Source organism: Rheinheimera sp. ATLC3 (assembly GCF_059429535.1).
In genome coordinates this window covers 3,006,663-3,030,404 of sequence record NZ_CM182103.1, presented here as the reverse complement: position 1 = coordinate 3,030,404, position 23,742 = coordinate 3,006,663, and the positions used below count along the sequence as shown (strand labels likewise).

Here is a 23,742-nt window from a genome sequence, read left to right as displayed (position 1 = left end):
ACGTTTTCAGTCGATATAACTAAGTTCTGGTAATGATAGTAACTGACTCACAGTTTATACAAAAATTTTTCAGCCAGTATAACTTTATACTGGCACCACGGAGTGCAATCCAAGGCAAACACCTTCCAAAGATAAAGCGATAGTTTTTACTAGAAAACCAATAAGTATCAATTCTATAAGAAACTAAAACTTCAATTAACGGCAAGAGTTTTATTTAAGAGATGTAGAAATAGTCTGAAGAAGCAATTATTTTCGTTCACCCAGCCAAACAACACGCCAAAATCACAAATTAATCACAAATTAATCACAATCAAAAAGCGAAACCAAAGACAAAAAGTGTTACAAAAACTTGCCTGTTAGGGCAAAAGTGAAGATAAATTATTAATAAGGGAATTTCATGAAAATTTTCAGAAACTTGGTTATAACTTGCGGTGCAGTGCTATCGTTTAACTCCATTGCGAACACTTTTGAATTGCCTTCCAACTGTCAATATGGTCGAGTGAAATCATATGATGTTCATGCAGGTCAAGATTTAGCTAATGCAATTGAAGCTGGGTATGATATTTATCAAGATCCAAACTTTAGTCCCAGTCAATATTCTGCATGGATTTCATTAGTGCAAGGTATTCGTCAGATCTTTGAAGGCTTCGATTATTTAAGAATAGAAACACCCAAGCATGTGTTGCAAGGAGTTGAGTTCCGAACAAAAGCCAACCTTTTTGATCGGTATGCGAATATTCGATTTAATAATTCCGAGTCAGGATATATTGGTACCGACAAATCAAATCTTGATGCTAATGCTTATTTAAACATGACATTCGATAAAACATATGGCGTCGGCATGGTGTGGGTAAATAGAGCTGGCGGCATGTGCTCAGCAGAGTCAGTTTGGGTGCAAAAACCACCTAAAGTAGCAGGAGCGACCTTCTCAACGTCAAGCGGACAAATTCATGTCAATCTGAATTACCTTATAGATAAATACTCAAGGGCATACAAAGACTCACAAACAGCGCTGCGTGTAGCTATAACGGTAACAAACCAAACTTGGATGACTAGTGACTTCGCCATGAAGTCAATTAACTCTCCCTCCACAAGTGGTCAACAAACACTGAGTGTAAGACCAAGAACCGGAGGCGGAGAATATACTATTTATGCTACTGTAAATGACGGTACATATTCTCATGGCGAGAATATTGGTACGATCGTTGTACCCGGGGCAACTATTCCCCCCTGCCAAGATTGCGTAATCCCCTAACTTTGGACTAAGAGTATTAGAGAGCCGTTATAATCATTATTTTAAACAAGTAATGATTATGGTTCACAGGCCGCAATTGCGGTCTTTTCTTTATTTAATAAAAGAAGCTTACTTCTTCTTTGGTTTTGATAGGTCAGTGATTGAACATTCGTAAATCTCTGCCACTAAATCGATAGACTCGTTTAGCGTTGGGTGTCTAATCCGGCGCTATGCTCATGATAAATACCTGTAACTAGCTCTAACTCGGCAAAATCGATGCACTTCATTAGGTTATTTTGCTTACCCGCCTTGGTAGCGTAGTCTTTTTGCAACCACTGTTGTATTGGCTCTATCAATGCTTCATAGGCCTCAAGCGGCATAGCGCCAAATTCGCGATAACCATTTAATGCACTTATCGCCTGTTGGTGTATCTCGCCTTCGGTGAAAGCGGTAGCTAAACAACTGGCTTGGGCATAATGTTGAAACAACTTTAATTCCGTCTGCTGTTTAAATGCCATTTCTGCCCTGGCCCCGCCACATAAAACCATCACACTCAACATCAAAGTTGCTCTGTAACGCATGCTTAGTTAGCCTTGGTGCTTTCAAAAAAATCGCGGTACATCTTTTCATCTAATCCAATGTCCGGGCAGGTTAATGCGTTTTCTAGAACGGCAGATAGCCGCATTTTCCCCTCAGTCACAAATACCGCCTGCGACTGCAATGAGCAGCGGTCTTCTTCTGTCACTGACCATTTTGTTAATTGCGATGAAGACGCAGCTTGTCCGGCGACAATGTATACCTTGCTTCATTGTACTGATAATAATCATGATCTTTATAATCAACCTTAACCAGTTCACATGGCGGCGTAAGCTGCAGGATCAAACTCTGGCCTGTGTTCGTTACTGTACAACGTTCATTCACAGTATTAATGCTTACGTCGGCTTGAGCGCGCGAAGCTAAAGTCATAATGGTAATTAGAAAGATAAACCGATTTATCCAGAAGTTTTCAGAACCGTGCATATTTGTTCAAAAGCCTTGACGAAATACTCTGTATAACCTAAATCAGTCTCCCTTTTGTACTGGTATTAAAATGTCGAGGCCATGCTCAGTACTGAGGAACTGCCTAATCCCCTGCTCCAGTTGCTTTTGCACTGCATAATGCTGTTCAATTACCTGGGCAGGCAAGCAGGCACTTGTGATATGAAAACTATCAGGTTGTGTCACGTCCAACATTGACACAGCTAATCCATCTTTTGATATCAATAAAATATCGCTGCTCAGTGTGTCACCAAGCCTGGTTTTACGATTAATAAATAGCGATTTCAAGCTTAAACCATTGCTGTCTGAATGCGAAAATGCCATTACTTCAGTATCAGGCTGCTGGTTCATCTCAATATATGTATCAAGATGAGCAGGCGTAACAGTTGAAAATTGTAGCGAGCTAAATGAACGTATTGTCTCGTCAGATTCAGGGAAAATACGATATTCGTTATCTGAAATTTTCTTGTAGTCAGAAGGTATAAACCAGTCGCAACCAAGGTAAGGATAAGTTGTTGCTGAGGTGCTGCAGGCAGAGATCAGCATTAAAACGGTAAGAATCCTTTTCATGGTTTAAAAACCTTGTTTAGCTTTTTATCGGTAAAGTGAATACTTTCGATTCGGCAGTCAGACTTACAATCCCACCACAATGTCGCTCCAACTGAGCTGAAATTCGCTACTAAAGTTGGGCCTAATATCTTCGCAACTATGCCAACAGCACCAGTCGGTTTGCCTGAGATAATAATGGGTGTTTCTGCCTTAACTAGACCATCGCGCAGTAGTCGCAGGGCAACCCCTCTTAATAAGGAGGCTTCTGTTTTCAAAAACAGCACCAATCTCTCAGCTCGCAAACAGGCATTCATATTTACACTTTAAAAACTATATGGCAACATTCCAACTCTTATCAGTATAAGTAATATCTCAGTTCAATAAATGTGCAGGATTTAAAAACAACAAAGGCCGCATTCGCGGCCTTCTGTTTTATTCAGAAAAGAGAAGCTTACTTCTTCTTCGCTTTCGGGTTTGGCAGGTCGGTGATTGAACCTTCGTACACTTCTGCTGCTAAACCGATAGACTCGTTCAGCGTTGGGTGAGCGTGGATAGTTAACGCGATATCTTCTGCGTCTGCACCCATCTCTACTGCTAAGCAGATTTCACCCAGCATTTCACCGGCGTTGATACCCACAATAGCGCCACCAACGATACGGTGCGTTTCTTTGTCGAAAATCAGCTTAGTGAAGCCTTCAGTGCGGGCTGAAGCAATAGCACGGCCTGACGCGGCCCATGGGAACACAGCGGTTTCTACTGCCATGCCTTTTTCTTTTGCTTCTTTCTCGGTTACACCTGTCCAGGCCATTTCCGGGTCGGTGTAAGCAACTGATGGAATGCAGCGCGGGTCAAAGTAGTGCTTCTGGCCGGCAATCACTTCAGCTGCTACGTGGCCTTCGTGTACCGCTTTGTGCGCTAACATTGGCTGACCGATAACATCACCGATAGCATAGATATGGCCAACGTTGGTGCGCAGTTGCTTATCAACATTGATAAAGCCACGCTCGTCTACGTTAACACCGGCTTTTGCCGCGTCTAACAGGTTACCGTTTGGCTTACGGCCAACCGCAACCAGGATCTTGTCGTAACGTACGGCTTTCTCAGGGGCGTTTTTGCCTTCGAAGGTTACGTATAAGCCGTCTTTTTTCGCTTCTACGCCAACTACTTTGGTCGACAACATGATGTTGTAGTTGTCTTTGTTGTACTTGGTGTAGGCTTTAACGATATCAGCATCGGCCGCTGGTACTAACTGATCAGCAAATTCAACTACTGATACTTTAGAACCCAGTGCACGGTATACAGTACCCATTTCCAGGCCGATGATACCGCCACCTAGTACCAGCATTTCGCCCGGAATGTCTTTTAATTCCAGTGCGCCGGTTGAATCGATAATACGGTCGTCGTCTTTTGGAATAAACGGCAGTGATACCGGCTCTGAACCTGCAGCGATAATAGCCTGTTCAAAGGTAATAGTGGTGTCGCCAACCTGTAAGGTGTTCGCGCCGGTGAATTTACCGTAACCGGTAACCACTTTCACTTTACGCATTTTCGACATACCGGCCAGGCCGTTGGTCAGCTGACCAACTACTTTGTCTTTCCAGCTGCGGATTTTGTCTAAATCGATTTTCGGCTCACCAAAGGTAACACCGTGCGATGCCATATCACGGGCATCGTCAATGACCTTCGCAACGTGTAATAAGGCTTTAGATGGAATACAACCTACGTTTAAACATACGCCACCTAAGGTGCTGCGCGCTTCAACCAGGGTAACTTCTAAACCTAAATCTGCTGCGCGAAACGCTGCAGAGTAACCGCCAGGGCCTGCGCCCAGCACCACTACTTGGGTTTTGATTTCGTTGCTCATCGTATTACCTTTTATCATCGGTTCGGTTGACTGATAGCAGCATGTAGGGCAAGGCTACCAGGCGAAAAAAGTGGCAGAATTTTAACATTCTGCCTGAGCGATGTCCCGTAACTTTTCAGCACGGGACACAAAATTCGCTCAGCTACAGGGTGTTACATAATGATTTGGCGAATATCGGCCAGATAACCTGCCAGCGTGGCGGTAAAACGTGCAGCCAGGGCGCCGTCAATCACACGGTGATCGTACGATACGCTAAGCGGCAGCATCAGCTTTGGCTCAAACTCTTTGCCATTCCATTTCGGCTTAATGTCAGACTTCGACACCCCTAATATGGCGACTTCAGGCGCATTTACAATAGGCGTAAACGCCGTACCGCCAATACCGCCGAGGCTTGAGATCGTAAAACAGCCGCCTTGCATATCGCTGGAAGTCAGTTTACCTTCGCGCGCCTTAACCGAAATGTCCTGCAGCTCGCGTGACAGCTCGATAATGCCTTTTTTGTTTACGTCGCGCACTACTGGTACTACCAGGCCATTTGGCGTATCAACGGCAATACCTAAGTGCACGTATTTCTTCAGAATTAAGCTTGCGCCGTCATCAGACAATGAGCTGTTAAAGGTTGGGAACTCTTCCAACGCTTTGGCCACCGCTTTCATAATAAACACCAACGGTGTGTACTTAACGCCCATTTTCTTCTTGTCGGCAATAGCGTTCTGCTCTTTGCGGAAGTCTTCCAGGCCGGTGATGTCAGCTTCATCGAACTGAGTCACGTGCGGAATGCGTACCCAGTTACGGTGCAGGTTAGCACCGGATAACTTCTGAATACGTGACAGTGGCTTGGCTTCAACTTCGCCAAATTTGCTAAAGTCGACTTTTGGCCAGGCAATCAGGTCAAAGCCCATGCTGTTGCCAGCGCCAGAGCTTACTGCGCCAGATTCAACCTGCTTCACTAACTGCTTAACGTAGTTTTGTACGTCTTCTTTCACCACGCGGCCTTTACGGCCGGTGCCTTTTACCTTCGCCAGGTTGATACCAAACTCGCGCGCTAAACGGCGGATCACCGGCGACGCGTGGGCATAGGCGCTGTTTTCAACAAAGCCGTCACTGCCTGCAGCAGCAGAAGCTGCCGGTGCTGTTTCAGTTTTGGCCGGGGCTGCCTCGGTTTTTGTTTCAGCTTTGGCTTCGGCTTTTGGCTCAGCTGCCGGGGCGTCATCCGCACTGGCGTCGCCTTCGGTTTCAAATACCATGATCAGGCTGCCGGTCGATACTTTATCGCCAACGCTGATTTTGATTTCTTTAACCTTACCGGCAAAAGGTGCCGGTACTTCCATACTGGCTTTGTCGCCTTCTACGCTAAGCAAAGATTGCTCTTCGCTTACCGTATCGCCAACTTTTACCATTATTTCAGTAACTTCTACTGCGTCGCCGCCGATATCCGGTACTTTTACATCCTGTACTGCCGTGCCGCCACTTTTTGGCTTGTCTGCTTTGGTTTCGCTTTTGGCGTCGCTCTTAGCTTCTTCTTTGGCAGGTGCGGCTTCTTCTTTCGCTGCGCCCTCGCCTTCAAAGGTCATGATCAGGCTGCCGGTTTTTACCTTATCGCCCACTTTAACGTTGATGATTTTTACCACACCAGCTTCGCTGGCCGGTACTTCCATACTGGCTTTATCACCTTCAACGCTAAGCAGTGACTGATCGACCGCTACCTTGTCGCCTGCCTTGACCAGAATTTCGGTGACTTCTACTTCATCTGCACCAATATCCGGAACATGAATTTCAATCGTCATGGTTAATCCTCTTATGCGTACAGCGGGTTGGTTTTGCCACTGTCGATGCCAAATTTCTTGATGGCGTCGCTGACCACGGTTTTCTTCAACTCGCCCTGCTTCACCAGCTCGCTAAGCGCAGCCACAACAATGTAGCCGGCGTTAACTTCAAAGTGGCGGCGCAGGTTCTCACGGCTGTCTGAGCGGCCAAAGCCGTCGGTACCCAGTACCTTGTAAGACTTAGCCGGGATGAAAGCACGAACCTGATCGGCGTAGTTTTTCATGTAGTCGGTGGCGGCAATCGCCGGTGCGCTGTTCATTACCGTAGCAATGTATGGCGTTTTCTCTTTCGCGTCCGGGTTTAGCATGTTAAAGCGCTCAACATCCTGGCCATCACGCGCCAGCTCGTTAAACGAGGTAACAGAGTACACATCCGATGCTACACCGTAGTCTTTGCTTAAGATGTCAGCGGCTTTACGCACTTCATTTAAAATAGTGCCTGAGCCCATCAGCTGTACTTTGCCGCGATCGCCGTTGTGCGATTCCAGCTTGTAAATACCACGGCGAATGCCTTCCTCGGCGCCTTTTGGCATGGCCGGGTGGTGGTAGTTTTCGTTCATTACCGTGATGTAGTAATAGATGTTTTCCTGATCTTTACCGTACATGCGGCGGATACCGTCTTGCATAATCACCGCCAGCTCGAACGCATAGGTCGGGTCGTACGAGATACAGTTCGGTACAGTACCGGCCAGAATATGGCTGTGGCCGTCTTCGTGCTGTAAACCTTCACCGTTTAACGTAGTACGGCCAGCAGTTGCGCCTAATAAGAAGCCACGCGCCTGCTGATCGCCTGCCAGCCAAGCCATATCGCCCACGCGCTGGAAGCCAAACATCGAGTAGTAAATATAAAACGGGATCATCGGTAAATCGTTGGTGCTGTACGACGTTGCCGCCGCCACCCAGGATGACATCGCGCCCAGTTCGTTAATGCCTTCCTGCAATACCTGGCCACCCACGTCTTCTTTGTAGTAACTCACTACTGAACGGTCTTCCGGCGTGTAGTTCTGGCCGCCCGGGTTATAAATACCGATTTGACGGAACAGGCCTTCCATACCAAAGGTACGGGCTTCGTCGGCAATAATAGGTACGATTTGCTTACCGATATGCTCATCTTTCAGCAAAATGTTAAGTGCACGTACGTACGCCATAGTGGTAGAGATTTCACGCTTTTGCTCTTCCAGCAGGGCATCGAAGGCGCCCAGCTCTGGCAGTGTCAGCGCTTTAGTAAAGTTTGGCAGACGTACCGGCGTGTAACCGTGCAGCGCTTTGCGGCGCGCGTGCAGGTATTCCAGCTCTGGCGAGCCTTCCGGCAGCTTGATGTACGGTAAGTCGGCTACCTGCTCTTCGCTGATGTAGTCTTCCAGGCCAAGACGTTTGCGCAGTTGCAGCACGTGCGTCATGTCCATTTTCTTCACCTGGTGCGCAATGTTCTTACCTTCTGCCGCTTCGCCCATGCCGTAACCTTTAACGGTTTTCGCCAGGATAACAGTCGGCTTGTCAGTACATTCCTGTGCGGCTTTAAAGGCGGCAAACAGTTTAGAAGGCTCGTGGCCGCCGCGTTTTAAATCAAAAATCTCTTCATCGGTCATATCGGCAACCAGCGCTGCGGTTTCCGGGTAGCGGCCGAAGAAGTGCTTACGCACGTAGGCACCGTCGTTGGCTTTGTAGGTCTGGTAGTCACCGTCGATGGTTTCGTTCATCAGCTGTAACAGCTTACCGGTGGTATCTTTAGCCAGTAATTTATCCCAGCCACGGCCCCACACCACTTTAATCACGTTCCAGCCCGCACCGCGGAACAAGCCTTCCAGTTCCTGGATAATCTTACCGTTACCCATTACCGGGCCATCCAGGCGCTGCAGGTTACAGTTGATCAGGTAACACAGGTTGCCCAGCTTTTCGCGTGCAGCGAAGCTTATCGCACCGCGTGATTCCGGCTCGTCCATCTCGCCATCACCTAAGAAAGCGTAAACGCGCTGTGCGCTGGTGTCTTTTAAACCACGGCCGTGTAAATACTTTAAGAACCGCGCCTGGTAAATCGAGGCGATAGGGCCAAGGCCCATTGATACGGTTGGGAACTGCCAGAATTCCGGCATCAATTTCGGGTGCGGGTAGCTTGATAAGCCTTTGCCGTCTACTTCCTGGCGGAAGCTATCGAGCTGCTCGGCAGTTAAGCGGCCTTCAATAAAAGCACGGGCATAAATACCCGGAGAAATATGGCCCTGATAATACACCAAGTCGCCGCCATCTTTATCGTTCGGCGCGCGGAAAAAGTGGTTAAAACAGGTTTCGTAAAACGCAGCAGAAGATTGATATGACGCCATGTGGCCGCCTAAATCCAGCTCTTTTTTCGAGCCACGCAGTACAATCATGATGGCGTTCCAGCGGATCACCGAACGAATACGCCGTTCCAGATTAACATCGCCCGGGTAAGCCGGTTCTTGCTGCGGAGGAATGGTATTAATGTAGTTGGTGGTGACGCCGGTTGGCATGTCTACGCCTTCTAACCGGGCTTCTTCCAGCACTTTTTCCAGCAGGAACTGTGCCCGCTCGACCCCTTCAGTGCGAACTACCGATTCCAGCGCTTCAAGCCACTCTTTGGTTTCCAGAGCGTCGATGTCAACTTTACTGACTTCAGACATATCGAGGTTTCCTTTGGTTATGCACGCCTGTGCTATACATGCATGTGCGTTAAAATTGTTGTTAACCCTGCTGGGTACGGCGCAACGAGCGTTCAATACGCGAACGTTCTTTGCCCACTTCCAGCAGTGCTTCTTCAATAAATGCCAAATGGCCATTGCTGGCCTGACGCGCCTTTTCCGGCTCGCCGTTGATAACAGCCTGCATCAACCGTTGCCGGTGAGCATTCAGCTGGCTGACAATGCCTTCCTTTTGCTGCAGCGTTTCCAGGTTTAGCCGGATATTCTGCTCCACCAATGGCGTTAAACCACGCACCAAATGCAGCAACACCACATTGTGCGACGCTTCAGCTACCGCCAGATAAAAACTGCCGACCGCTTTGGCTTCGCGGTCTATATCGTTTAACTGCTGCGCCTGACATATTGCATCGTAATGCGCGGTAATTTGGGCAAAATCGGCGGCTGTGCCACGCAGTGCGGCGTAATAGGCGCAAATGCCTTCCAGCGCGTGGCGAAACTCCAGTAAATCAAACTGTGATTCCGGGTGGCGGGCAATCAGCGCAAACAGCGGGTCAGTCAGGCCAACTGCCAGATTGTCACACACGTAAGTGCCACCACCCTGACGGCGGCTGACTAAGCCTTTGGCTTCCAGCTTCTGAATAGCTTCGCGCAGCGATGGCCGCGATACCGCAAACATGTCGGCTAAATCGCGCTCTGGCGGTAACTTTTGCCCCGGCGCAAAACTGCCTTCAAGCAACATGTTTTCCAGTTGCTCGACAATGCGGTCAGAGAGTTTCGCCGGTTTAATTTTAAAATCTGCCATGCGCTGCCAATTTGCTGTCTGGTAATGTCCGTTACAGAGTTAACTCACCGCTGTAAATTGGTCTTACCAATTATATTTTAGTGGCGATAAGGTAGCAGTTTCTGCCCGGCATGTAAATAAAGCAGAGATTACCGGCAAAGGCAAAAACACAAAATAGTTAGAGTATTAACTCAGGATGACAAGTGTATGAAACAAACCATTAGAATTGGTCTGACCAGATTTTAACACACTAACGAACAAGGCCGGGCAACGCGTTTTCCGCCTGCGGTAATCTCGATAACAGGCAGCGATAAAAAAGGCGCCATGCCGGCGCCTTGATAGCAAAACACTCATCAGCCTAACCAGCCGCTTAGTGTCAGAATGGCGGTAAAGGCGAGGAAAAACAGCATATTGCGTTTAGCCAGCTGCACCATATAGCTGGTATCTTCCAGCGTATTTAAACTGTCTGCCGGCAGGGGTTCAGCTGCGGTTGCTACATCTACTACCACCTGCTCGTTGTCGGCGGTAAAATCAAGAAAGTAGCCCAGTAACGCGGTAGAGGCGCGCGAGAAATGCCCCACCAGTGCAAAGCCCAGGCCAAACAGCCGGGCCGGAAACCAGTTCGCCCAATGCGCTGCACATGGCACAGCTTTGCTATTGCTGCAGGCGGCATAGCTGGCCGCATCTTCTTCTGCCACCGCTTCCTGTAAATGCCGCACCAGGGCATAGGTAATAACACCAAAAGCACCCAGCAGTAAAAACCAGAACACTACAGCAGCGTAGTAACGAAAATTCAGCCAAACCAGCAACTGGCCATAACTGTGCTGCTCTTTGTTGCTGCCCATATCGGTGCGGATTTGCTGCATCGCAATAAACGCCGCTTCTTCATCGCCCCTGTCCATGGCATTCAAATACTGCTTATACAGCTGACGGTAATGCCAACAGCCAAGGCCCACCAACAATACCAGCGTATTGACCACCAGGCTAAGCAAATGGCTGTCTGCCAGATGCAGCAATAAAGCCACAACAGCGCCCGGCAGTATCAGCCACAAATACCAGCCAAGGCTATTGGCGGCAAGCTTACTCAGCCCGGAACGTGCGGTAAAACGCACATAAGCGCGGGCATAGCGGCTGGCTTGCCAGGCATCACTGCGCACGGCAAGGCGCTCGATGATAAGTGCCAGCAACATACTGATTAATGTCATAGCGAAAACTCCTTAAATCGGCTTGTTTAGCGCACTTTTTATTGCGGCGCGATAGCGCATCCAGTCAAACGCCGTGCCGGGGTCGGTTTTACGCCCTGGCGCTATATCACAGTGCCCGGCTATACGCTCTGGCGTAATGGCAGGATACTGCTGCATTATATTTAGTGTCAGGTTAATCAGGCTTTTATATTGCTGATCAGTATACGGTAAATTATCGGTGCCTTCTAACTCTATGCCGATAGAAAAGTCGTTACAGCGCTCGCGGCCAGCAAAACTGCTGACACCGGCATGCCAGGCGCGTTTGGCAAAAGGCACATACTGAAAAACGCTGCCGTCACGCCAGATCACGCAATGCGCCGATACTCTTACCCCGGTAAGACCGGCAAAGCTCGGGTGTGCCGTGCAATTCAGCGTACCCATAAAAAGCGCATCAACAGAACTGTGCTGTGGTACTTTGGCAAATTCGCCGGCTGGCAGGCTGATATTGTGGATCACCAACAGGCTAACCATTTCCGCGTGCGGGCGGTCATCGTAATGAGGGCTATGACGCTCTGTGACAACAGGTAGAGTAGCAGTCATGATGTTTTGCCTTTAACCAGCAGGGTCAGTAAGCTATAGCGTTATTGTCAATGCAGGAGGTTATTAATGCAAGCACCTGAGCCAACAAACAAATATGGTAAGACCTTCGCTATTATTGCCTGGCTTATTCTGATGGTGCTGCTGTTTTTATTTTTTCAGGACACCATCAGCAAACAGCTTAACCCAAACCAGCAACTGCGCAGCGTCACCGGCAGTAGCGGCGAAACCCGCACTGTGCTTATCCGCAACAAAAGCGGCCACTACGTCGGTACGGCTCTGGTTAATAATACGCCGGTTAATTTTATGCTCGATACAGGCGCCACCACTATTGCAATTGATGCTGGCACGGCACGCCAGCTAAATTTACCTTTTGGCCGCGAGGTACAGGTAAGCACCGCCAATGGCATAGCGCAGGCGTATCAAAGCCAGGTAGACAGCCTGCAACTGGGCGACATCCGGCTGTATAACATCGATGCCGTTATCGTGCCGCAGCTGGGTAACCTGGATGGCAGCGCCGAGATATTACTGGGCATGAGCGCGCTAAAACAGTTAGAATTCCACCAGCAAGGCAATCAGCTTACCCTTATCCAGCACAACTAATACATCTTACAAACCAGACTGAATGACGAAAACCAGATGACTATGCAAACCGACTTTACCACGCTGTTACAACAAGAAATACAGCGCGCCGTGGCCAGCGCCCTGGCCGAAGATTTAGGCTTTTTAGCCCTGAACGACGGCGATATTACGGCGTCATTAATTCCGCAACAGCAGCAGGCCAGTGCCACTATAATTACCCGCGAAGAGTGTGTGTTGTGCGGCAGTGCCTTTGTTGATGAGGTATTTCGCCAGCTGGGCGGCGAAGTAAGTATTAACTGGCAAGCCGAAGACGGCGACAAGTTAGCAGCAAACAGCACCCTGTGTAGCCTGCGTGGCCCGGCCAGAATATTACTAACCGGCGAGCGCACGGCACTGAACTTTCTGCAGCTATTAAGTGCAACAGCTACCACCACAGCACACTACGTTCAGTTTTTACAAGGCAGTAATACCCGCTTACTCGACACCCGTAAAACGATTCCGGGCCTGCGCTTCGCGCAAAAGTATGCTGTCAGTACCGGCGGCGGTAAAAATCACCGCATTGGTTTGTATGACGCCTTCTTAATTAAAGAAAACCATATTGCCGCAGCAGGCTCTATCACTAATGCCGTAGCAACCGCCCGGCAAAACTTCCCCGGCAAACCGGTAGAGGTAGAAACCGAAAACCTGACAGAGTTACAACAAGCGCTGGCTGCCGGTGCCGACATTATCATGCTGGATAACTTTAGCCTGGCCGATATCGTGCAGGCCGTAGCACTGAATGCCGGTAAAGCCAAGCTGGAAGTATCAGGCAATATTACCAGCGAGCGTTTAACGGAACTTGCGGCCACCGGCGTTGACTATATTTCCAGTGGTGCCTTAACCAAACATATACAGGCGATAGACTTATCGATGCGTTTAAGCATTCAGCAGTAAGTTCATCCTGGTTAACCGCCGCCCTGGCGCGGCGGGTTAAACTTCTGCCAACGCAGCTAAGTCTGAAGATAACCATAAATCGCAGACTTGCCTGAAGGATCAACCGATGCAGCTAAGCGGTACCGTAGTATTCTGGCGTGACGATAAAGGCTTTGGCTTTGTATTGTGCGATCAGAGCGGTGAGAAACTGTTTTTCCATATCCGCGATATGGCGGGCGTGGGTGATCGGCCAAAACCCGGCGATAAACTGCAATTTAGCCTCAGCCAAGACAAACGGCAGCGCAACATTGCCGCCCCCTGGCGCTTTGCCACTGCCCCTGCAGAGTCGCAGTTTAAAAAAATGTCAGCCCGCATGCTGCAGGGCGCTGCCGATATTGCCTATGCCAACCACACTGCTCTGCTGTTCCGGCTGGCCTTTTTTATCGCGGTAGTCATAGCCCTGCTGTTTGGCAAGCTGTTATATGTACTGCCGCTGCTATACGTAGAAGCCAGCATTTTTACCTACTGGTTATATAAAGCCGATAAAGAAGCCGCCATAGCCCGCCATGGCAACCGGCTGACGGAAGAAACGCTGCAATTATTTAGCTTAATAGGCGGCTGGCCCGGTGCTTACCTCGCCCAGCAGCAGCTGGCGCATAAGCGCAGCAAAATGTCATTCCGCCGTGAGTTCGGTTTTGTCATCCTTGGTAATGCCTTGTTGGTTATCTGGCTGTTATCGCCCTGGGGTCAGGCATTTTTAGCCCGCATGTCGCTGTGGGCAGCCTGAAAATCGCCATTTTTTTACCACTAAACTCTCGCAAAAAGCGCGCTTAACACCACCCCTGCTACGACAAATAACATGGCGTTTCTGTTTTAGATCTTTATTAGAGCTCTTAATCTAGTACTTTTTTACTATAAAAACACTAACAAAATTCCCGACTTTAGATAAAAATAGCGTTAAATTACAAATAGTTGCAATTACCCTGCAAATTTAGTTACATTTAGCTTGCGCCGCTTGTTAAAAAGTTCAAAATTATAAGCAGCCCGAGCGGCTAATAAAAAAATCAGGAGAAGTTAAAATGAAACGTAACCAACAAGGTTTTACCTTAATTGAATTAATGATCGTTGTAGCGATCATCGGTATCTTAGCTGCAGTAGCACTGCCAGCTTATCAAGACTACACTTTAAAATCCCGTTTTTCCGAAGTTAAAACAGCTGCCTCATCAGTGAAGTTGACTATGGCGCAATGTTTGCAGGAAAACAATAATACTATCGCAGCTTGTAGCTCGTATGCTTTATTAGGTATCAGCGCCCCTGCAGCTAACAACAATTTAGCATCAGTTACAATTGACGCCGGTACAGGCGCAATTACAGCAACTGGCACTGCAGCCGCGGGAGGTTATACATATATCCTGACTCCTCCAGCAATCGATCCTGCAGCTCCACCGCCATCGACTTATGTTTTTGCAGTTTCAGGTACGTGTTCATCACAAACACGTATCCCCAACCTGTGCTAATTAGTAAGCTCTAGACCTTTTGAGTAAGGTTTATAAAGAAGCTTTGAAAGCCAGCTAACCACGCTGGCTTTTTTAGTAAATGTTTCTCTAACATGAATTGTCAGTATTTTTTTAAATGGTTCTCAACAGGTAGCCTGCTTAAACTTGAATAACCAGCAGTTAGTGGCATAATCAGTTAACTTTATTGAATTCTTATTAGCAAAATCAGGATGTTTCAGCTTAATGGCCGTAACCACTACCTCCACCTTATTTAAACGTTTAGTACAGCTCGGTCTGTTAAATGGCGACCAGGCCACTAAAATTGTCACCGATAAAGGTGGTCAGTTTAAAAACCTGCCTGAGCTGTTAATTACTGAAAAGCTGATTAAAGCTGATGAACTGGCCCGTGCGGCGGCTGGTATCAGCCATGCCATTAGCCTGGATTTAGACCATTTTGATATCGAATACGTGCCGGAAGAGCTACGCAACGAAAAGCTGGTACGTAAAACCGATATGCTGCCGCTTGGCAAGCGCGGCCGTACCATGTTTTTGGCGGTGGTAGACCCGACCAATATTCAAACCATTGAAGATTTTGAATTTAACACTGGCCTAAACGCTGAAGTGGTGGTGGTTGAATACGACAAGCTGCATAGACTGATTGATAAGCTGTTCGATAGCAGTATGGGTGGCGACTTTAGCGAGAGCGACTGGGATTTAGGCTCTATGGGCATCGCCCAGGAAGAAGAGGAAGAAAGCCAGGGCGTGCAGGTTGATAAAGAAGATCAGCCAATTATTGCCTTTATTAACAAGATGCTACTTGATGCCATACGCAAAGGCGCGTCCGACTTACACTTTGAACCTTACGAGAAAAGCTACCGCATCCGCTTTCGTATCGACGGCATTTTGCATGAAATGGCAAGCCCGCCGGTGGCACTGTCTACCCGGCTGTCAGCCCGGTTAAAAGTTATGTCCAGGCTGGATATTGCCGAGAAACGCGTGCCACAGGATGGCCGGATTAAGCTTAAACTGTCGGCAAAAAAATCGATCGACTTTCGGGTAAGTACATTGCCGACGCTTTGGGGCGAGAAAATTGTAATGCGTATTCTCGACTCCGACAGTGCCATGCTAGGTATCGATGTTTTAGGCTATGAAGAAAACCAGAAGCAGTTGTATTTGGATGCCTTAGCACAGCCGCAGGGTATGATCCTGGTAACCGGCCCTACCGGCTCTGGTAAAACCGTATCGCTTTATACCGGCCTGGCTATTTTAAACACCAGCGAAACCAATATTTCAACAGCCGAAGACCCGGTAGAAATTAACTTGCCCGGCGTTAACCAGGTACAGGTAAACCCGCGCGCCGGTTTAACCTTTGCCTCAGCATTAAAAGCCTTTCTGCGACAAGACCCTGATGTGGTCATGGTCGGTGAGATACGCGATTTAGAAACCGCCGAAATCGCCATTAAAGCGGCCCAAACCGGCCACTTAGTGTTATCTACACTACACACCAACTCGGCACCGGAAACCTTAACCCGCTTGCTGAATATGGGAGTACCGTCTTATAACGTGGCCAGTTCAGTATCCCTTATTATTGCACAGCGCCTGGCGCGACGGTTATGTGGCCAATGCAAGCAGCCCGAAGTACTGCCAGAAGCTGAGCTGCTGAGGCAAGGTTTTACCCCACAACAGCTGCCGAATATTAAAGTGTTTAAACCTGTGGGTTGTGAGCATTGTACCAATGGCTATAAAGGCCGGGTGGGTATTTATGAAGTCATGCCGGTAAGTAGCAAAATGGCCGACATTATTATGCAAGGCGGTAACTCGCTGGATATTGCCACCCAGGCGCAGGCCGAAGGCGTAAATAACCTGCGGCAATCCGGGCTTATTAAGGCCGCCGCCGGTTTAACCAGCCTGGCCGAAGTAAACCGCGTGACAAAAGGCTAATACGACAGTAAACAGCTAAACCAAGTTAAGTATTAAAGCAGGCGCTAAGGCGCACAACAGGAAATAAACACATGGTTCAGGCACAACAATTTAAAATAAAAGAGCTCGAAGCCTTTACCTATAAAGGCGTAAACCGGCGTGGTAAAAAGGTAGATGGTGAAATTAAAGGCACCAGTATTGCCGAGGTTAAAGCATTATTGCGCCAGCAAGGCATTACGCCATCAGGGGTCAAGAAAAAGCCAAAATCGCTGTTTGGTGATGGTAAAAAAATCAAACCGGTAGATATTGCTATTGTTACCCGGCAAATTGCTACCATGCTAGGGGCCGGTGTACCGCTGGTGCAGTCTATTGATTTAATCGCTAATGGTGCCGATAACAAAAGCCTGCGCACCCTAATGCAGAAAATTTCGGTAAAAGTACAGGCTGGTTTACCACTATCAGAAACCTTACGTGAACACCCGAAGTATTTTGATGAGTTATATTGCGACTTAGTTAAATCGGGCGAAGCCTCAGGTTCGCTCGATCAAATTTTTGACCGCCTGGCTATCTATAAAGAAAAAGCCGAAGCACTAAAATCAAAAATTAAAAAAGCCATGTTTTACCCCGTTGCTGTATTGGTCGTGGCTGCGATAGTAACCTCAATCTTATTAATTTTTGTGGTGCCACAATTTGCCGAAATATTCGCTGGCTTTGGTGCAGAATTGCCCGCCTTCACCTTGTTTGTGCTTGGTATCTCCGAAATGATGCAGCAATATTGGTGGGTAGTACTGGCCGGTATAATTGCTACATTATTCGTTATAAAGAAAACCTATGCCAGTAACCTGAAATTTCGTACCTGGGCAGATGGACTAATTATCAGGTTGCCAGTTATTGGTAGTATTTTAAATAAAGCCGCTGTTGCCCGTTATGCCCGTACTTTGTCTACCACCTTTGCTGCTGGTGTGCCATTAATAGAAGCGCTGGAATCCGCTGCTGGTGCATCAGGCAATGAAGTATATAAAAACGCTATTTTATTTATCCGTGAAGAAGTATCGTCCGGTAACCAGATGCACCTGGCAATGAAGCAAACTGACCAGTTTCCGGAAATGGTGATTTCGATGGTGTCTATCGGTGAAGAAACCGGCGCACTGGACAGTATGTTAGGCAAAGTAGCCAATATCTATGAGCAGGAAGTGGATGACGCCGTAGATGGCTTAACTGCACTGCTGGAACCAATGATTATGGCGGTGCTCGGTGTAGTAATAGGCGGCTTAATTATTGCGATGTATTTACCCATCTTCCAGCTAGGTTCTATTATTTAATGCAGCAGTTTACCGAATTACTTACCACTTTCCCGGCGTTATTTGTTGTGATGGTTGCCATTTTCAGCCTGGTGATTGGTAGCTTTTTAAATGTGGTAATTTACCGCTTACCGAAAATGATGGAAAACGACTGGCAGCAGGAGTACCAGGCCTATTTTAATGCCGATACGGCTGAAGCACCTGCCAGGTTTAACCTGGCCGTACCGCGTTCTGCCTGCCCGGCTTGTAATGCGCCGGTGCAGGCGCGTGACAATGTGCCGGTACTGAGCTGGTTGCTGTTAAAGGGAAAATGCCGCAGTTGCAGTGCGCCCATCAGCGCGCGTTACCCTGTAGTTGAAGCGCTGACCGCAGTACTTTCAGCGGTGGTAGCGTGGAAACTGGGCTTTGGTTTAGCTGCCGCTGTGATTATTTTTACCACCTGGGTACTGATAGCACTGACCTTTATCGATATAGATAAAATGCTGCTGCCTGATCAGCTGACCTTGCCGTTATTATGGCTGGCACTGCTGTTTAGCCTTAGCGATTCAGCCTTTGTTAATCCCGCCCAGGCTATTGTCGGCGCCGCTGCCGGTTATCTGAGTCTGTGGAGCGTTTACTGGCTGTTTAAACTGCTAACCGGCAAAGAAGGTATGGGCTACGGTGATTTTAAATTACTGGCTGTCTTTGGCGCTTTGCTTGGGGCCTCGCAGTTACCCTTGATTATTCTGCTGTCGTCTCTGGTTGGCGCAGTAGTGGGCATCACCTTACTGAGTGTGCAGGGTAAAGACAAAGCGACACCTATTCCGTTTGGGCCTTATATTGCGGCAGCCGGCTGGATAGCACTGCTATGGGGTGAGCAACTGACCAATGCTTACCTGCGTTACTTGGGCTTGTAGTGTCGGCTTTTGTTGTAGGCTTAACCGGTGGTATTGGCTGCGGCAAAACTACCGCCACAACGTTATTTGCTAAGCTTGGCGTACAGCATATTGATGCCGATGTCGTGGCACGCGAAGTAGTCATGCCGGGAACGCCCTGCTTGCAAGCCATGACGCAGTATTTCGGTGCTGAAATACTGCTGCCGGGCGGTGAGCTAAACCGGGCAAAACTGCGGCAACGCATTTTTACCCATGCCGCAAGTAAAGCCTGGCTGGAACAGCTATTACACCCGGCAATACGGCAGCAAATACTAAGCCAGTTACAGGAGCTGACATCGCCTTATGCGTTATTAGTCGCACCTTTGCTGTTAGAAAACAAGCTCAACCAGTATGTACAGCGCGTATTGGTGATAGATTTACCTGAAAACATGCAACTGCAGCGCGCCATGGCGCGTGACAACGCAGACGAGCAACAGATTAGAGCCATAATGGCAGCGCAACTTTCGCGCAGCGAACGGCTGAAACAAGCCGATGATATTATTACCAATGACAGCACCCCGGCAGATCTCGCCCCCCAGGTTGCAGCACTGCACCAGCAATATTTGCAGCAGGCTAATATAGCAACTTAACAGGCATAGGGTGTGTTGTCGTAACAGGCGTGAAGCACCCAAAAATGACTGAACTGACTTACGAACATCCGTTAAATGAAAAACTGCGTACCTACCTGCGGCTGGAATATCTGCTGTCGCAGCTATACAGCTTGCAGGCACTGGACAGCGAATGGCAGCAGCAGGCATTTTTTAATACGCTGTTTGATTTAATTGAAGTGCTGGACCGCAACGATATCCGCCCGGACCTGATTAAAGACTGCGAGCGCTGCGAAACGGCACTGGTCGCCTGGGCCAATCACCCCTCGGTATCGGACGATAAACTCCAACCAGTGTTGCAGCAGGCAGTCAGGCTGCAAAGTGATCTGCTGCGCAGCAATAAGTTTGTCGGTAATTTAAAAGACGATAAATTTTTAGCGCCGCTACGCCAGCGCTTTGCAATACCAGGCGGCACCTGTTACTTCGACGTACCACAACTGCATTACTGGCTAAACCTGCCACAAAGTGAGCGCAGCAACATGGCTGAGCAGTGGTGTGCTGAGTTCAGTTTACTGCAACAGGCAGTAAGTTTTGTGCTGGGTTTTAGCCGGCAAAAAGGCCAGTTCACCGATGTTACCGCTGACAATGGCTTTTATCAGAGCAATACTGACCAGCACGAACTGTTGCGCATCCGCTACCCGTTGGAGGCTGGCGTTTATCCTACCGTCAGCGGCAACAAATACCGTTATGCCATCCGCTTTATGCAGCTTAGCGATGACAGTGGCCGCTGCAGCAGTGAAAAAACGATCTGCTTTAAGCTGGCTAGCTGTTAGAATGCGCTGCTAGCCGTTGAGAGGACAGTATGAAAGTTAAATGCCCCACCTGTGATAAAGACGTAGTATGGTCAAGTGACGCACCGTTCAGGCCGTTTTGCTCGGAACGCTGTAAATTGATTGACCTGGGTGATTGGGCGGCAGAAAACCACCGCATTGCCGACACAACGCCGATAGATACTGCACTGTCTGAAGAGTACCTGGCTGAGTTAGAGCAAGAGTTTATCGCACAGGATAACGACTTCTTTAAACACTAAGCCCGCCGCATTAAGCGGGCTGTGACGTTAGAAAATGCTGCTGAATGCGCTCAACGATAGGTTGATTCGCATCAGGAAATTCAATATCACCCAGCCCGGCAATGCCGACCCAGCGTAGCGGCTGACCTTCGCGCCCTTCTGGCTCGCCATCAAAACCGGTCACCAGATAAATATCCAGCAGCACGGTTTTTTCAGGATAAGCATATTCCAGCTGCATAAAAGCGCTGCTTGCCGTCACCTCAATAGCCACCTCTTCGTACAACTCCCGGTGCAGCGCCTGCTCTACCGTTTCGCCCTGTTCTACCTTGCCACCGGGGAACTCCCATTTTCCGCCCTGATGTTGCTTACTGCTACGCAGTGCCAACAGCACCTGAGCGCCGCGTAAAATCACCCCTACAGCAACATGCACAACCTTAACTGAACTCATATTAGTCTCCTGCTAAAACAACAAAGCCAGCCGAAGCTGACTTTGTTTTGCGACAAGGTAGTGGTCTATACCAGCTTACCGTGACACTGCTTATACTTTTTACCGGAACCACAAGGGCAAGGGTCATTGCGGCCTACTTTGTCGTGGTCACGAAACACCGGGCCAGCTGGCATACCGGCAGGTACGTCGCCACCGACATGCTCAGCTTCGGCATGCTGATAATCATGCGGTACTGCATCGGCCTTACGGCGCTGTTGCTCTACGGCATCCACGTCTTCCGCGGCTTTAACCTGCACCCGGCCTAATACGCCAACTACATCGATCTTCAGGTTTTCCAGCATAACGGAGAACAGCTCAAAGGCTTCGCGCTTGTATTCCTGTTTCGGGTTTTTCTGTGCATAGCCACGCAGGTTAATACCCTGACGTAAGTGATCCATCGCCGCCAGATGTTCTTTCCAGTGCGTGTCCAGGCTTTGCAGCATGATGGCTTTTTCAAACTGACGCAGCACCTGTGGCCCAACCATCTGCTCTTTGTGCGCGTAGGCCTGTTCAGCTTCCTGTTGGATGCGCTCGCGCAGCTTCTCTTCAAACAGTTTCTTATCTTCAGCCAGCCACTGCGAAATAGGTAAATCCAGCGTGTAGTCGGCTTTTAAACGCTGCTCCAGCCCTGGTATGTCCCACATTTCATCTAACGACTGCGGCGGAATATACTGGCTGATCACGCCATCGATAACGTCGGTACGGATAGCCGTGATAGTTTCACTGATGTCAGTGGCATCCAACAGCTCGTTACGCTGCTCGTACACCACTTTACGCTGATCGTTTGCAACATCGTCAAACTCAAGCAACTGCTTACGGATGTCGAAGTTACGCGCTTCTACTTTACGCTGCGCGTTTTCAATAGCACGGCTTACCCATGGGTGCTCTATTGCCTCGCCTTTTTCCATACCTAAGCGGCGCATCATACCGGCCATGCGGTCAGAGGCGAAAATACGCATTAACGCATCATCCAGCGACAGGTAGAACCGGCTTGAGCCCGGGTCGCCCTGACGGCCTGAACGACCACGTAACTGGTTGTCAATACGGCGTGATTCGTGACGCTCGGTACCGATAATATGCAGACCACCGGCAGAAATTACGGCATCGTGGCGTGTTTTCCAGTCGGCTTTAACTTTGTCTTTCTGCACGTCAGTCGCATCAGCACCCAGCGCAGCCAGTTCAGCCTGCAAACTACCTCCCAGCACGATATCAGTACCACGGCCCGCCATGTTAGTGGCAATAGTAACTGTACCCGGCTGACCGGCCTGAGCAATAATCTGTGCTTCGTTAGCGTGGAACTTAGCGTTTAACACCTGATGTTTGATCTTGGCTTTATTCAGCAAGCCTGATAAATACTCAGAGCTTTCAATCGATGCTGTACCTACCAGCACCGGACGGCCGGCATCGCGGGTGGCTATAATGTCGGCAATAATGGCCTGATACTTATCTTCCGCGTTTAAGTACACCAGATCGGCCATATCGTTACGCACCATAGGCCGGTTGGTAGGCACGACTATGGTTTCCAGGCCATAAATTTGCTGGAATTCAAAGGCTTCAGTGTCAGCTGTACCTGTCATACCTGACAGTTTGTCATACAGACGGAAGTAGTTCTGGAAGGTGATAGAGGCTAATGTCTGGTTTTCATTCTGAATTTTTACGCCTTCTTTGGCTTCAACCGCCTGGTGTAAACCTTCTGACCAGCGCCGGCCTTCCATTGTACGGCCGGTGTGTTCATCAACAATAACGATTTCACCGTCTTTAACAACATAATCAACGTCGCGTTTGAACAGCTGATGCGCGCGCAGCGCCGCATAAACGTGGTGCAACAGCGTAATATTAGCTGCAGAGAACAATGTATCGTGTTCCTGAATTAAGCCATGCTCACGCAGCATATCTTCAACTTTGATCTGGCCTTTTTCGGTCAGATATACCTGACGCGCCTTTTCATCTACTGTGAAGTGGCCATCACCATGTGCGCCCTCTTCGTCTTCTTTATCTTGTTTTACCAGTTGCGGCACCAGCACGTTAATCTGTTTATACAGCTCAGAGCTGTCTTCAGCCGGGCCGGAAATAATCAGCGGTGTACGGGCTTCATCAATTAAAATTGAATCCACTTCATCGATAATGGCAAACGCCTGGTCGCGCTGGACACGATCTTGCGGTGAAAACGCCATATTGTCGCGCAGGTAATCAAAGCCAAATTCGTTGTTGGTACCGTAGGTGATATCGGCAGCATAGGCTTGCTGTTTATCCGGGTGCGCCATACCGGGCACGTTAACGCCAACAGTCAGCCCCAAAAAGGCAAAAAGCGGTGCGTTGGTTTGCGCATCACGCCGAGCCAGGTAGTCGTTAACCGTAATAACATGCACACCACCGCCGCTTAAGGCATTCAGGTAAGCCGGCAAGGTTGCGGTTAAGGTTTTACCTTCACCGGTGCGCATTTCGGAAATTTTGCCCTGGTGCAACACCATACCGCCCATCAACTGTACGTCGAAATGGCGCATGCCAAATACACGTTTACTGGCTTCACGCACGGTTGCGAAAGCTTGTGGCAGAATATCATCCAGCGTTTTGCCGCTGGCTAACATACTTTTAAATTCGGTGGTTTTCTGTTTCAGCTGGTCGTCGGATAAGGCTTCAAATTCTGCCTCTAACGCATTGATCTGCTGTACTTGCTTTTCTAATTTTTTTAAGAAGCGGTCGTTGCGGCTACCAAATAATTTGGTAAAAAGTTTTCCAAACATTATCCAAATACCATGTTAAGTTAAAACTGCAGTGCAGCC

At 48.6% G+C, this 23,742-nt stretch carries 22 protein-coding genes; 11 read left to right on the top strand and 11 right to left on the bottom strand.

Annotation, left to right across the window (positions count from 1 at the left end; genetic code table 11):
- The first annotated feature begins 397 nt into the window (after nt 1-397).
- A complete protein-coding gene (locus tag AC5SV9_RS13930; RefSeq protein WP_475151366.1) occupies nt 398-1,255 on the top strand; it encodes a hypothetical protein in 858 nt (285 codons plus the stop codon).
- A gap of 182 nt (nt 1,256-1,437) precedes the next feature.
- Here AC5SV9_RS13930 and AC5SV9_RS13925 read toward each other — a convergent pair whose 3' ends face one another.
- The 9 genes from AC5SV9_RS13925 to ampD form a co-directional block, all read right to left on the bottom strand.
- Nucleotides 1,438-1,815, bottom strand: coding sequence for a T6SS amidase immunity protein Tai4 family protein (locus tag AC5SV9_RS13925; RefSeq protein WP_475151369.1), 378 nt, complete (start codon nt 1,813-1,815; stop codon nt 1,438-1,440).
- Nucleotides 1,816-2,296: 481 nt separating this feature from the next.
- Complete coding sequence (locus AC5SV9_RS13920) at nt 2,297-2,842, bottom strand: hypothetical protein (protein WP_475151372.1); 546 nt, start codon at nt 2,840-2,842, stop codon at nt 2,297-2,299.
- Complete coding sequence (locus AC5SV9_RS13915) at nt 2,839-3,135, bottom strand: hypothetical protein (protein ID WP_475151374.1); 297 nt, start codon at nt 3,133-3,135, stop codon at nt 2,839-2,841. Before AC5SV9_RS13915 ends, AC5SV9_RS13920 begins: the two co-directional genes overlap by 4 nt.
- Nucleotides 3,136-3,272: 137 nt before the next feature.
- Nucleotides 3,273-4,685 carry a dihydrolipoyl dehydrogenase gene (lpdA, locus tag AC5SV9_RS13910; protein WP_475151376.1) on the bottom strand — a complete coding sequence of 471 codons (1,413 nt, stop codon included), beginning with the start codon at nt 4,683-4,685 and terminating at the stop codon, nt 3,273-3,275.
- A 152-nt stretch (nt 4,686-4,837) separates the two neighbouring features.
- Entirely contained in the window at nt 4,838-6,472 is a 1,635-nt protein-coding gene (gene aceF / locus AC5SV9_RS13905) for a pyruvate dehydrogenase complex dihydrolipoyllysine-residue acetyltransferase (RefSeq protein WP_475151377.1), read from the bottom strand.
- A gap of 11 nt (nt 6,473-6,483) precedes the next feature.
- Nucleotides 6,484-9,150, bottom strand: a complete 2,667-nt coding sequence (aceE, locus tag AC5SV9_RS13900; protein ID WP_475151378.1) for a pyruvate dehydrogenase (acetyl-transferring), homodimeric type — start codon at nt 9,148-9,150, stop codon at nt 6,484-6,486.
- 61 nt (nt 9,151-9,211) lie between these two features.
- Nucleotides 9,212-9,970, bottom strand: coding sequence for a pyruvate dehydrogenase complex transcriptional repressor PdhR (gene pdhR / locus AC5SV9_RS13895; protein ID WP_226766665.1), 759 nt, complete (start codon nt 9,968-9,970; stop codon nt 9,212-9,214).
- Between the two features lie 332 nt (nt 9,971-10,302).
- Nucleotides 10,303-11,154, bottom strand: coding sequence for a regulatory signaling modulator protein AmpE (ampE, locus tag AC5SV9_RS13890; RefSeq protein ID WP_475151381.1), 852 nt, complete (start codon nt 11,152-11,154; stop codon nt 10,303-10,305).
- 12 nt (nt 11,155-11,166) lie between these two features.
- Nucleotides 11,167-11,733: a 1,6-anhydro-N-acetylmuramyl-L-alanine amidase AmpD gene (gene ampD, locus AC5SV9_RS13885; protein WP_475151384.1), complete on the bottom strand. Its 567-nt coding sequence runs from the start codon at nt 11,731-11,733 to the stop codon at nt 11,167-11,169.
- Nucleotides 11,734-11,799: 66 nt separating this feature from the next.
- Between ampD and AC5SV9_RS13880 the strand changes: the two genes are divergently transcribed.
- The 10 genes from AC5SV9_RS13880 (at nt 11,800) to yacG (ending at nt 20,493) form a co-directional block, all read left to right on the top strand.
- Nucleotides 11,800-12,333: a retropepsin-like aspartic protease family protein gene (locus AC5SV9_RS13880; protein WP_226766659.1), complete on the top strand. Its 534-nt coding sequence runs from the start codon at nt 11,800-11,802 to the stop codon at nt 12,331-12,333.
- 42 nt (nt 12,334-12,375) lie between these two features.
- Nucleotides 12,376-13,245, top strand: coding sequence for a carboxylating nicotinate-nucleotide diphosphorylase (gene nadC / locus AC5SV9_RS13875; protein WP_475151419.1), 870 nt, complete (start codon nt 12,376-12,378; stop codon nt 13,243-13,245).
- A 106-nt stretch (nt 13,246-13,351) separates the two neighbouring features.
- Nucleotides 13,352-14,011: a DUF1294 domain-containing protein gene (locus tag AC5SV9_RS13870; RefSeq protein ID WP_475151385.1), complete on the top strand. Its 660-nt coding sequence runs from the start codon at nt 13,352-13,354 to the stop codon at nt 14,009-14,011.
- A 292-nt stretch (nt 14,012-14,303) separates the two neighbouring features.
- On the top strand, nt 14,304-14,741 hold the full coding sequence (locus AC5SV9_RS13865; protein ID WP_475151387.1) for a pilin: 438 nt from the start codon (nt 14,304-14,306) through the stop codon (nt 14,739-14,741).
- A 222-nt stretch (nt 14,742-14,963) separates the two neighbouring features.
- The gene (gene pilB / locus AC5SV9_RS13860; RefSeq protein ID WP_475151389.1) at nt 14,964-16,661 is read left to right on the top strand and encodes a type IV-A pilus assembly ATPase PilB; all 1,698 of its coding nucleotides are present in this window, start codon (nt 14,964-14,966) and stop codon (nt 16,659-16,661) included.
- A 71-nt stretch (nt 16,662-16,732) separates the two neighbouring features.
- Nucleotides 16,733-17,962: a type II secretion system F family protein gene (locus tag AC5SV9_RS13855; RefSeq protein ID WP_475151392.1), complete on the top strand. Its 1,230-nt coding sequence runs from the start codon at nt 16,733-16,735 to the stop codon at nt 17,960-17,962.
- The gene (locus tag AC5SV9_RS13850; protein ID WP_475151395.1) at nt 17,962-18,837 is read left to right on the top strand and encodes a prepilin peptidase; all 876 of its coding nucleotides are present in this window, start codon (nt 17,962-17,964) and stop codon (nt 18,835-18,837) included. Before AC5SV9_RS13855 ends, AC5SV9_RS13850 begins: the two co-directional genes overlap by 1 nt.
- Nucleotides 18,837-19,445 carry a dephospho-CoA kinase gene (gene coaE / locus AC5SV9_RS13845; RefSeq protein ID WP_475151397.1) on the top strand — a complete coding sequence of 203 codons (609 nt, stop codon included), beginning with the start codon at nt 18,837-18,839 and terminating at the stop codon, nt 19,443-19,445. The genes AC5SV9_RS13850 and coaE overlap by 1 nt, the downstream gene beginning before the upstream one ends.
- A 44-nt stretch (nt 19,446-19,489) precedes the next feature.
- Nucleotides 19,490-20,236, top strand: a complete 747-nt coding sequence (gene zapD, locus AC5SV9_RS13840) for a cell division protein ZapD (RefSeq protein ID WP_475151399.1) — start codon at nt 19,490-19,492, stop codon at nt 20,234-20,236.
- A gap of 29 nt (nt 20,237-20,265) precedes the next feature.
- Nucleotides 20,266-20,493, top strand: coding sequence for a DNA gyrase inhibitor YacG (yacG, locus tag AC5SV9_RS13835; RefSeq protein ID WP_475151401.1), 228 nt, complete (start codon nt 20,266-20,268; stop codon nt 20,491-20,493).
- Nucleotides 20,494-20,503: 10 nt separating this feature from the next.
- Here yacG and mutT read toward each other — a convergent pair whose 3' ends face one another.
- Together mutT and secA are read right to left on the bottom strand one after the other, a co-directional pair.
- Nucleotides 20,504-20,920 carry an 8-oxo-dGTP diphosphatase MutT gene (mutT, locus tag AC5SV9_RS13830; protein ID WP_475151404.1) on the bottom strand — a complete coding sequence of 139 codons (417 nt, stop codon included), beginning with the start codon at nt 20,918-20,920 and terminating at the stop codon, nt 20,504-20,506.
- A gap of 65 nt (nt 20,921-20,985) precedes the next feature.
- Nucleotides 20,986-23,703 carry a preprotein translocase subunit SecA gene (gene secA, locus AC5SV9_RS13825; RefSeq protein ID WP_475151406.1) on the bottom strand — a complete coding sequence of 906 codons (2,718 nt, stop codon included), beginning with the start codon at nt 23,701-23,703 and terminating at the stop codon, nt 20,986-20,988.
- Between the last annotated feature and the right edge of the window lie 39 nt (nt 23,704-23,742).

What these genes read in the sequence shown, in the direction of transcription:
- AC5SV9_RS13930 (WP_475151366.1), top strand. Translation starts at nt 398, where the DNA reads ATGAAAATTTTCAGAAACTTGGTTATAACTTGCGGTGCAGTGCTATCG.
- AC5SV9_RS13925 (WP_475151369.1), bottom strand. Translation starts at nt 1,815, where the DNA reads ATGCGTTACAGAGCAACTTTGATGTTGAGTGTGATGGTTTTATGTGGC.
- AC5SV9_RS13920 (WP_475151372.1), bottom strand. Translation starts at nt 2,842, where the DNA reads ATGAAAAGGATTCTTACCGTTTTAATGCTGATCTCTGCCTGCAGCACC.
- AC5SV9_RS13915 (WP_475151374.1), bottom strand. Translation starts at nt 3,135, where the DNA reads ATGAATGCCTGTTTGCGAGCTGAGAGATTGGTGCTGTTTTTGAAAACA.
- lpdA (WP_475151376.1), bottom strand. Translation starts at nt 4,685, where the DNA reads ATGAGCAACGAAATCAAAACCCAAGTAGTGGTGCTGGGCGCAGGCCCT.
- aceF (WP_475151377.1), bottom strand. Translation starts at nt 6,472, where the DNA reads ATGACGATTGAAATTCATGTTCCGGATATTGGTGCAGATGAAGTAGAA.
- aceE (WP_475151378.1), bottom strand. Translation starts at nt 9,150, where the DNA reads ATGTCTGAAGTCAGTAAAGTTGACATCGACGCTCTGGAAACCAAAGAG.
- pdhR (WP_226766665.1), bottom strand. Translation starts at nt 9,970, where the DNA reads ATGGCAGATTTTAAAATTAAACCGGCGAAACTCTCTGACCGCATTGTC.
- ampE (WP_475151381.1), bottom strand. Translation starts at nt 11,154, where the DNA reads ATGACATTAATCAGTATGTTGCTGGCACTTATCATCGAGCGCCTTGCC.
- ampD (WP_475151384.1), bottom strand. Translation starts at nt 11,733, where the DNA reads ATGACTGCTACTCTACCTGTTGTCACAGAGCGTCATAGCCCTCATTAC.
- AC5SV9_RS13880 (WP_226766659.1), top strand. Translation starts at nt 11,800, where the DNA reads ATGCAAGCACCTGAGCCAACAAACAAATATGGTAAGACCTTCGCTATT.
- nadC (WP_475151419.1), top strand. Translation starts at nt 12,376, where the DNA reads ATGCAAACCGACTTTACCACGCTGTTACAACAAGAAATACAGCGCGCC.
- AC5SV9_RS13870 (WP_475151385.1), top strand. Translation starts at nt 13,352, where the DNA reads ATGCAGCTAAGCGGTACCGTAGTATTCTGGCGTGACGATAAAGGCTTT.
- AC5SV9_RS13865 (WP_475151387.1), top strand. Translation starts at nt 14,304, where the DNA reads ATGAAACGTAACCAACAAGGTTTTACCTTAATTGAATTAATGATCGTT.
- pilB (WP_475151389.1), top strand. Translation starts at nt 14,964, where the DNA reads ATGGCCGTAACCACTACCTCCACCTTATTTAAACGTTTAGTACAGCTC.
- AC5SV9_RS13855 (WP_475151392.1), top strand. Translation starts at nt 16,733, where the DNA reads ATGGTTCAGGCACAACAATTTAAAATAAAAGAGCTCGAAGCCTTTACC.
- AC5SV9_RS13850 (WP_475151395.1), top strand. Translation starts at nt 17,962, where the DNA reads ATGCAGCAGTTTACCGAATTACTTACCACTTTCCCGGCGTTATTTGTT.
- zapD (WP_475151399.1), top strand. Translation starts at nt 19,490, where the DNA reads ATGACTGAACTGACTTACGAACATCCGTTAAATGAAAAACTGCGTACC.
- yacG (WP_475151401.1), top strand. Translation starts at nt 20,266, where the DNA reads ATGAAAGTTAAATGCCCCACCTGTGATAAAGACGTAGTATGGTCAAGT.
- mutT (WP_475151404.1), bottom strand. Translation starts at nt 20,920, where the DNA reads ATGAGTTCAGTTAAGGTTGTGCATGTTGCTGTAGGGGTGATTTTACGC.
- secA (WP_475151406.1), bottom strand. Translation starts at nt 23,703, where the DNA reads ATGTTTGGAAAACTTTTTACCAAATTATTTGGTAGCCGCAACGACCGC.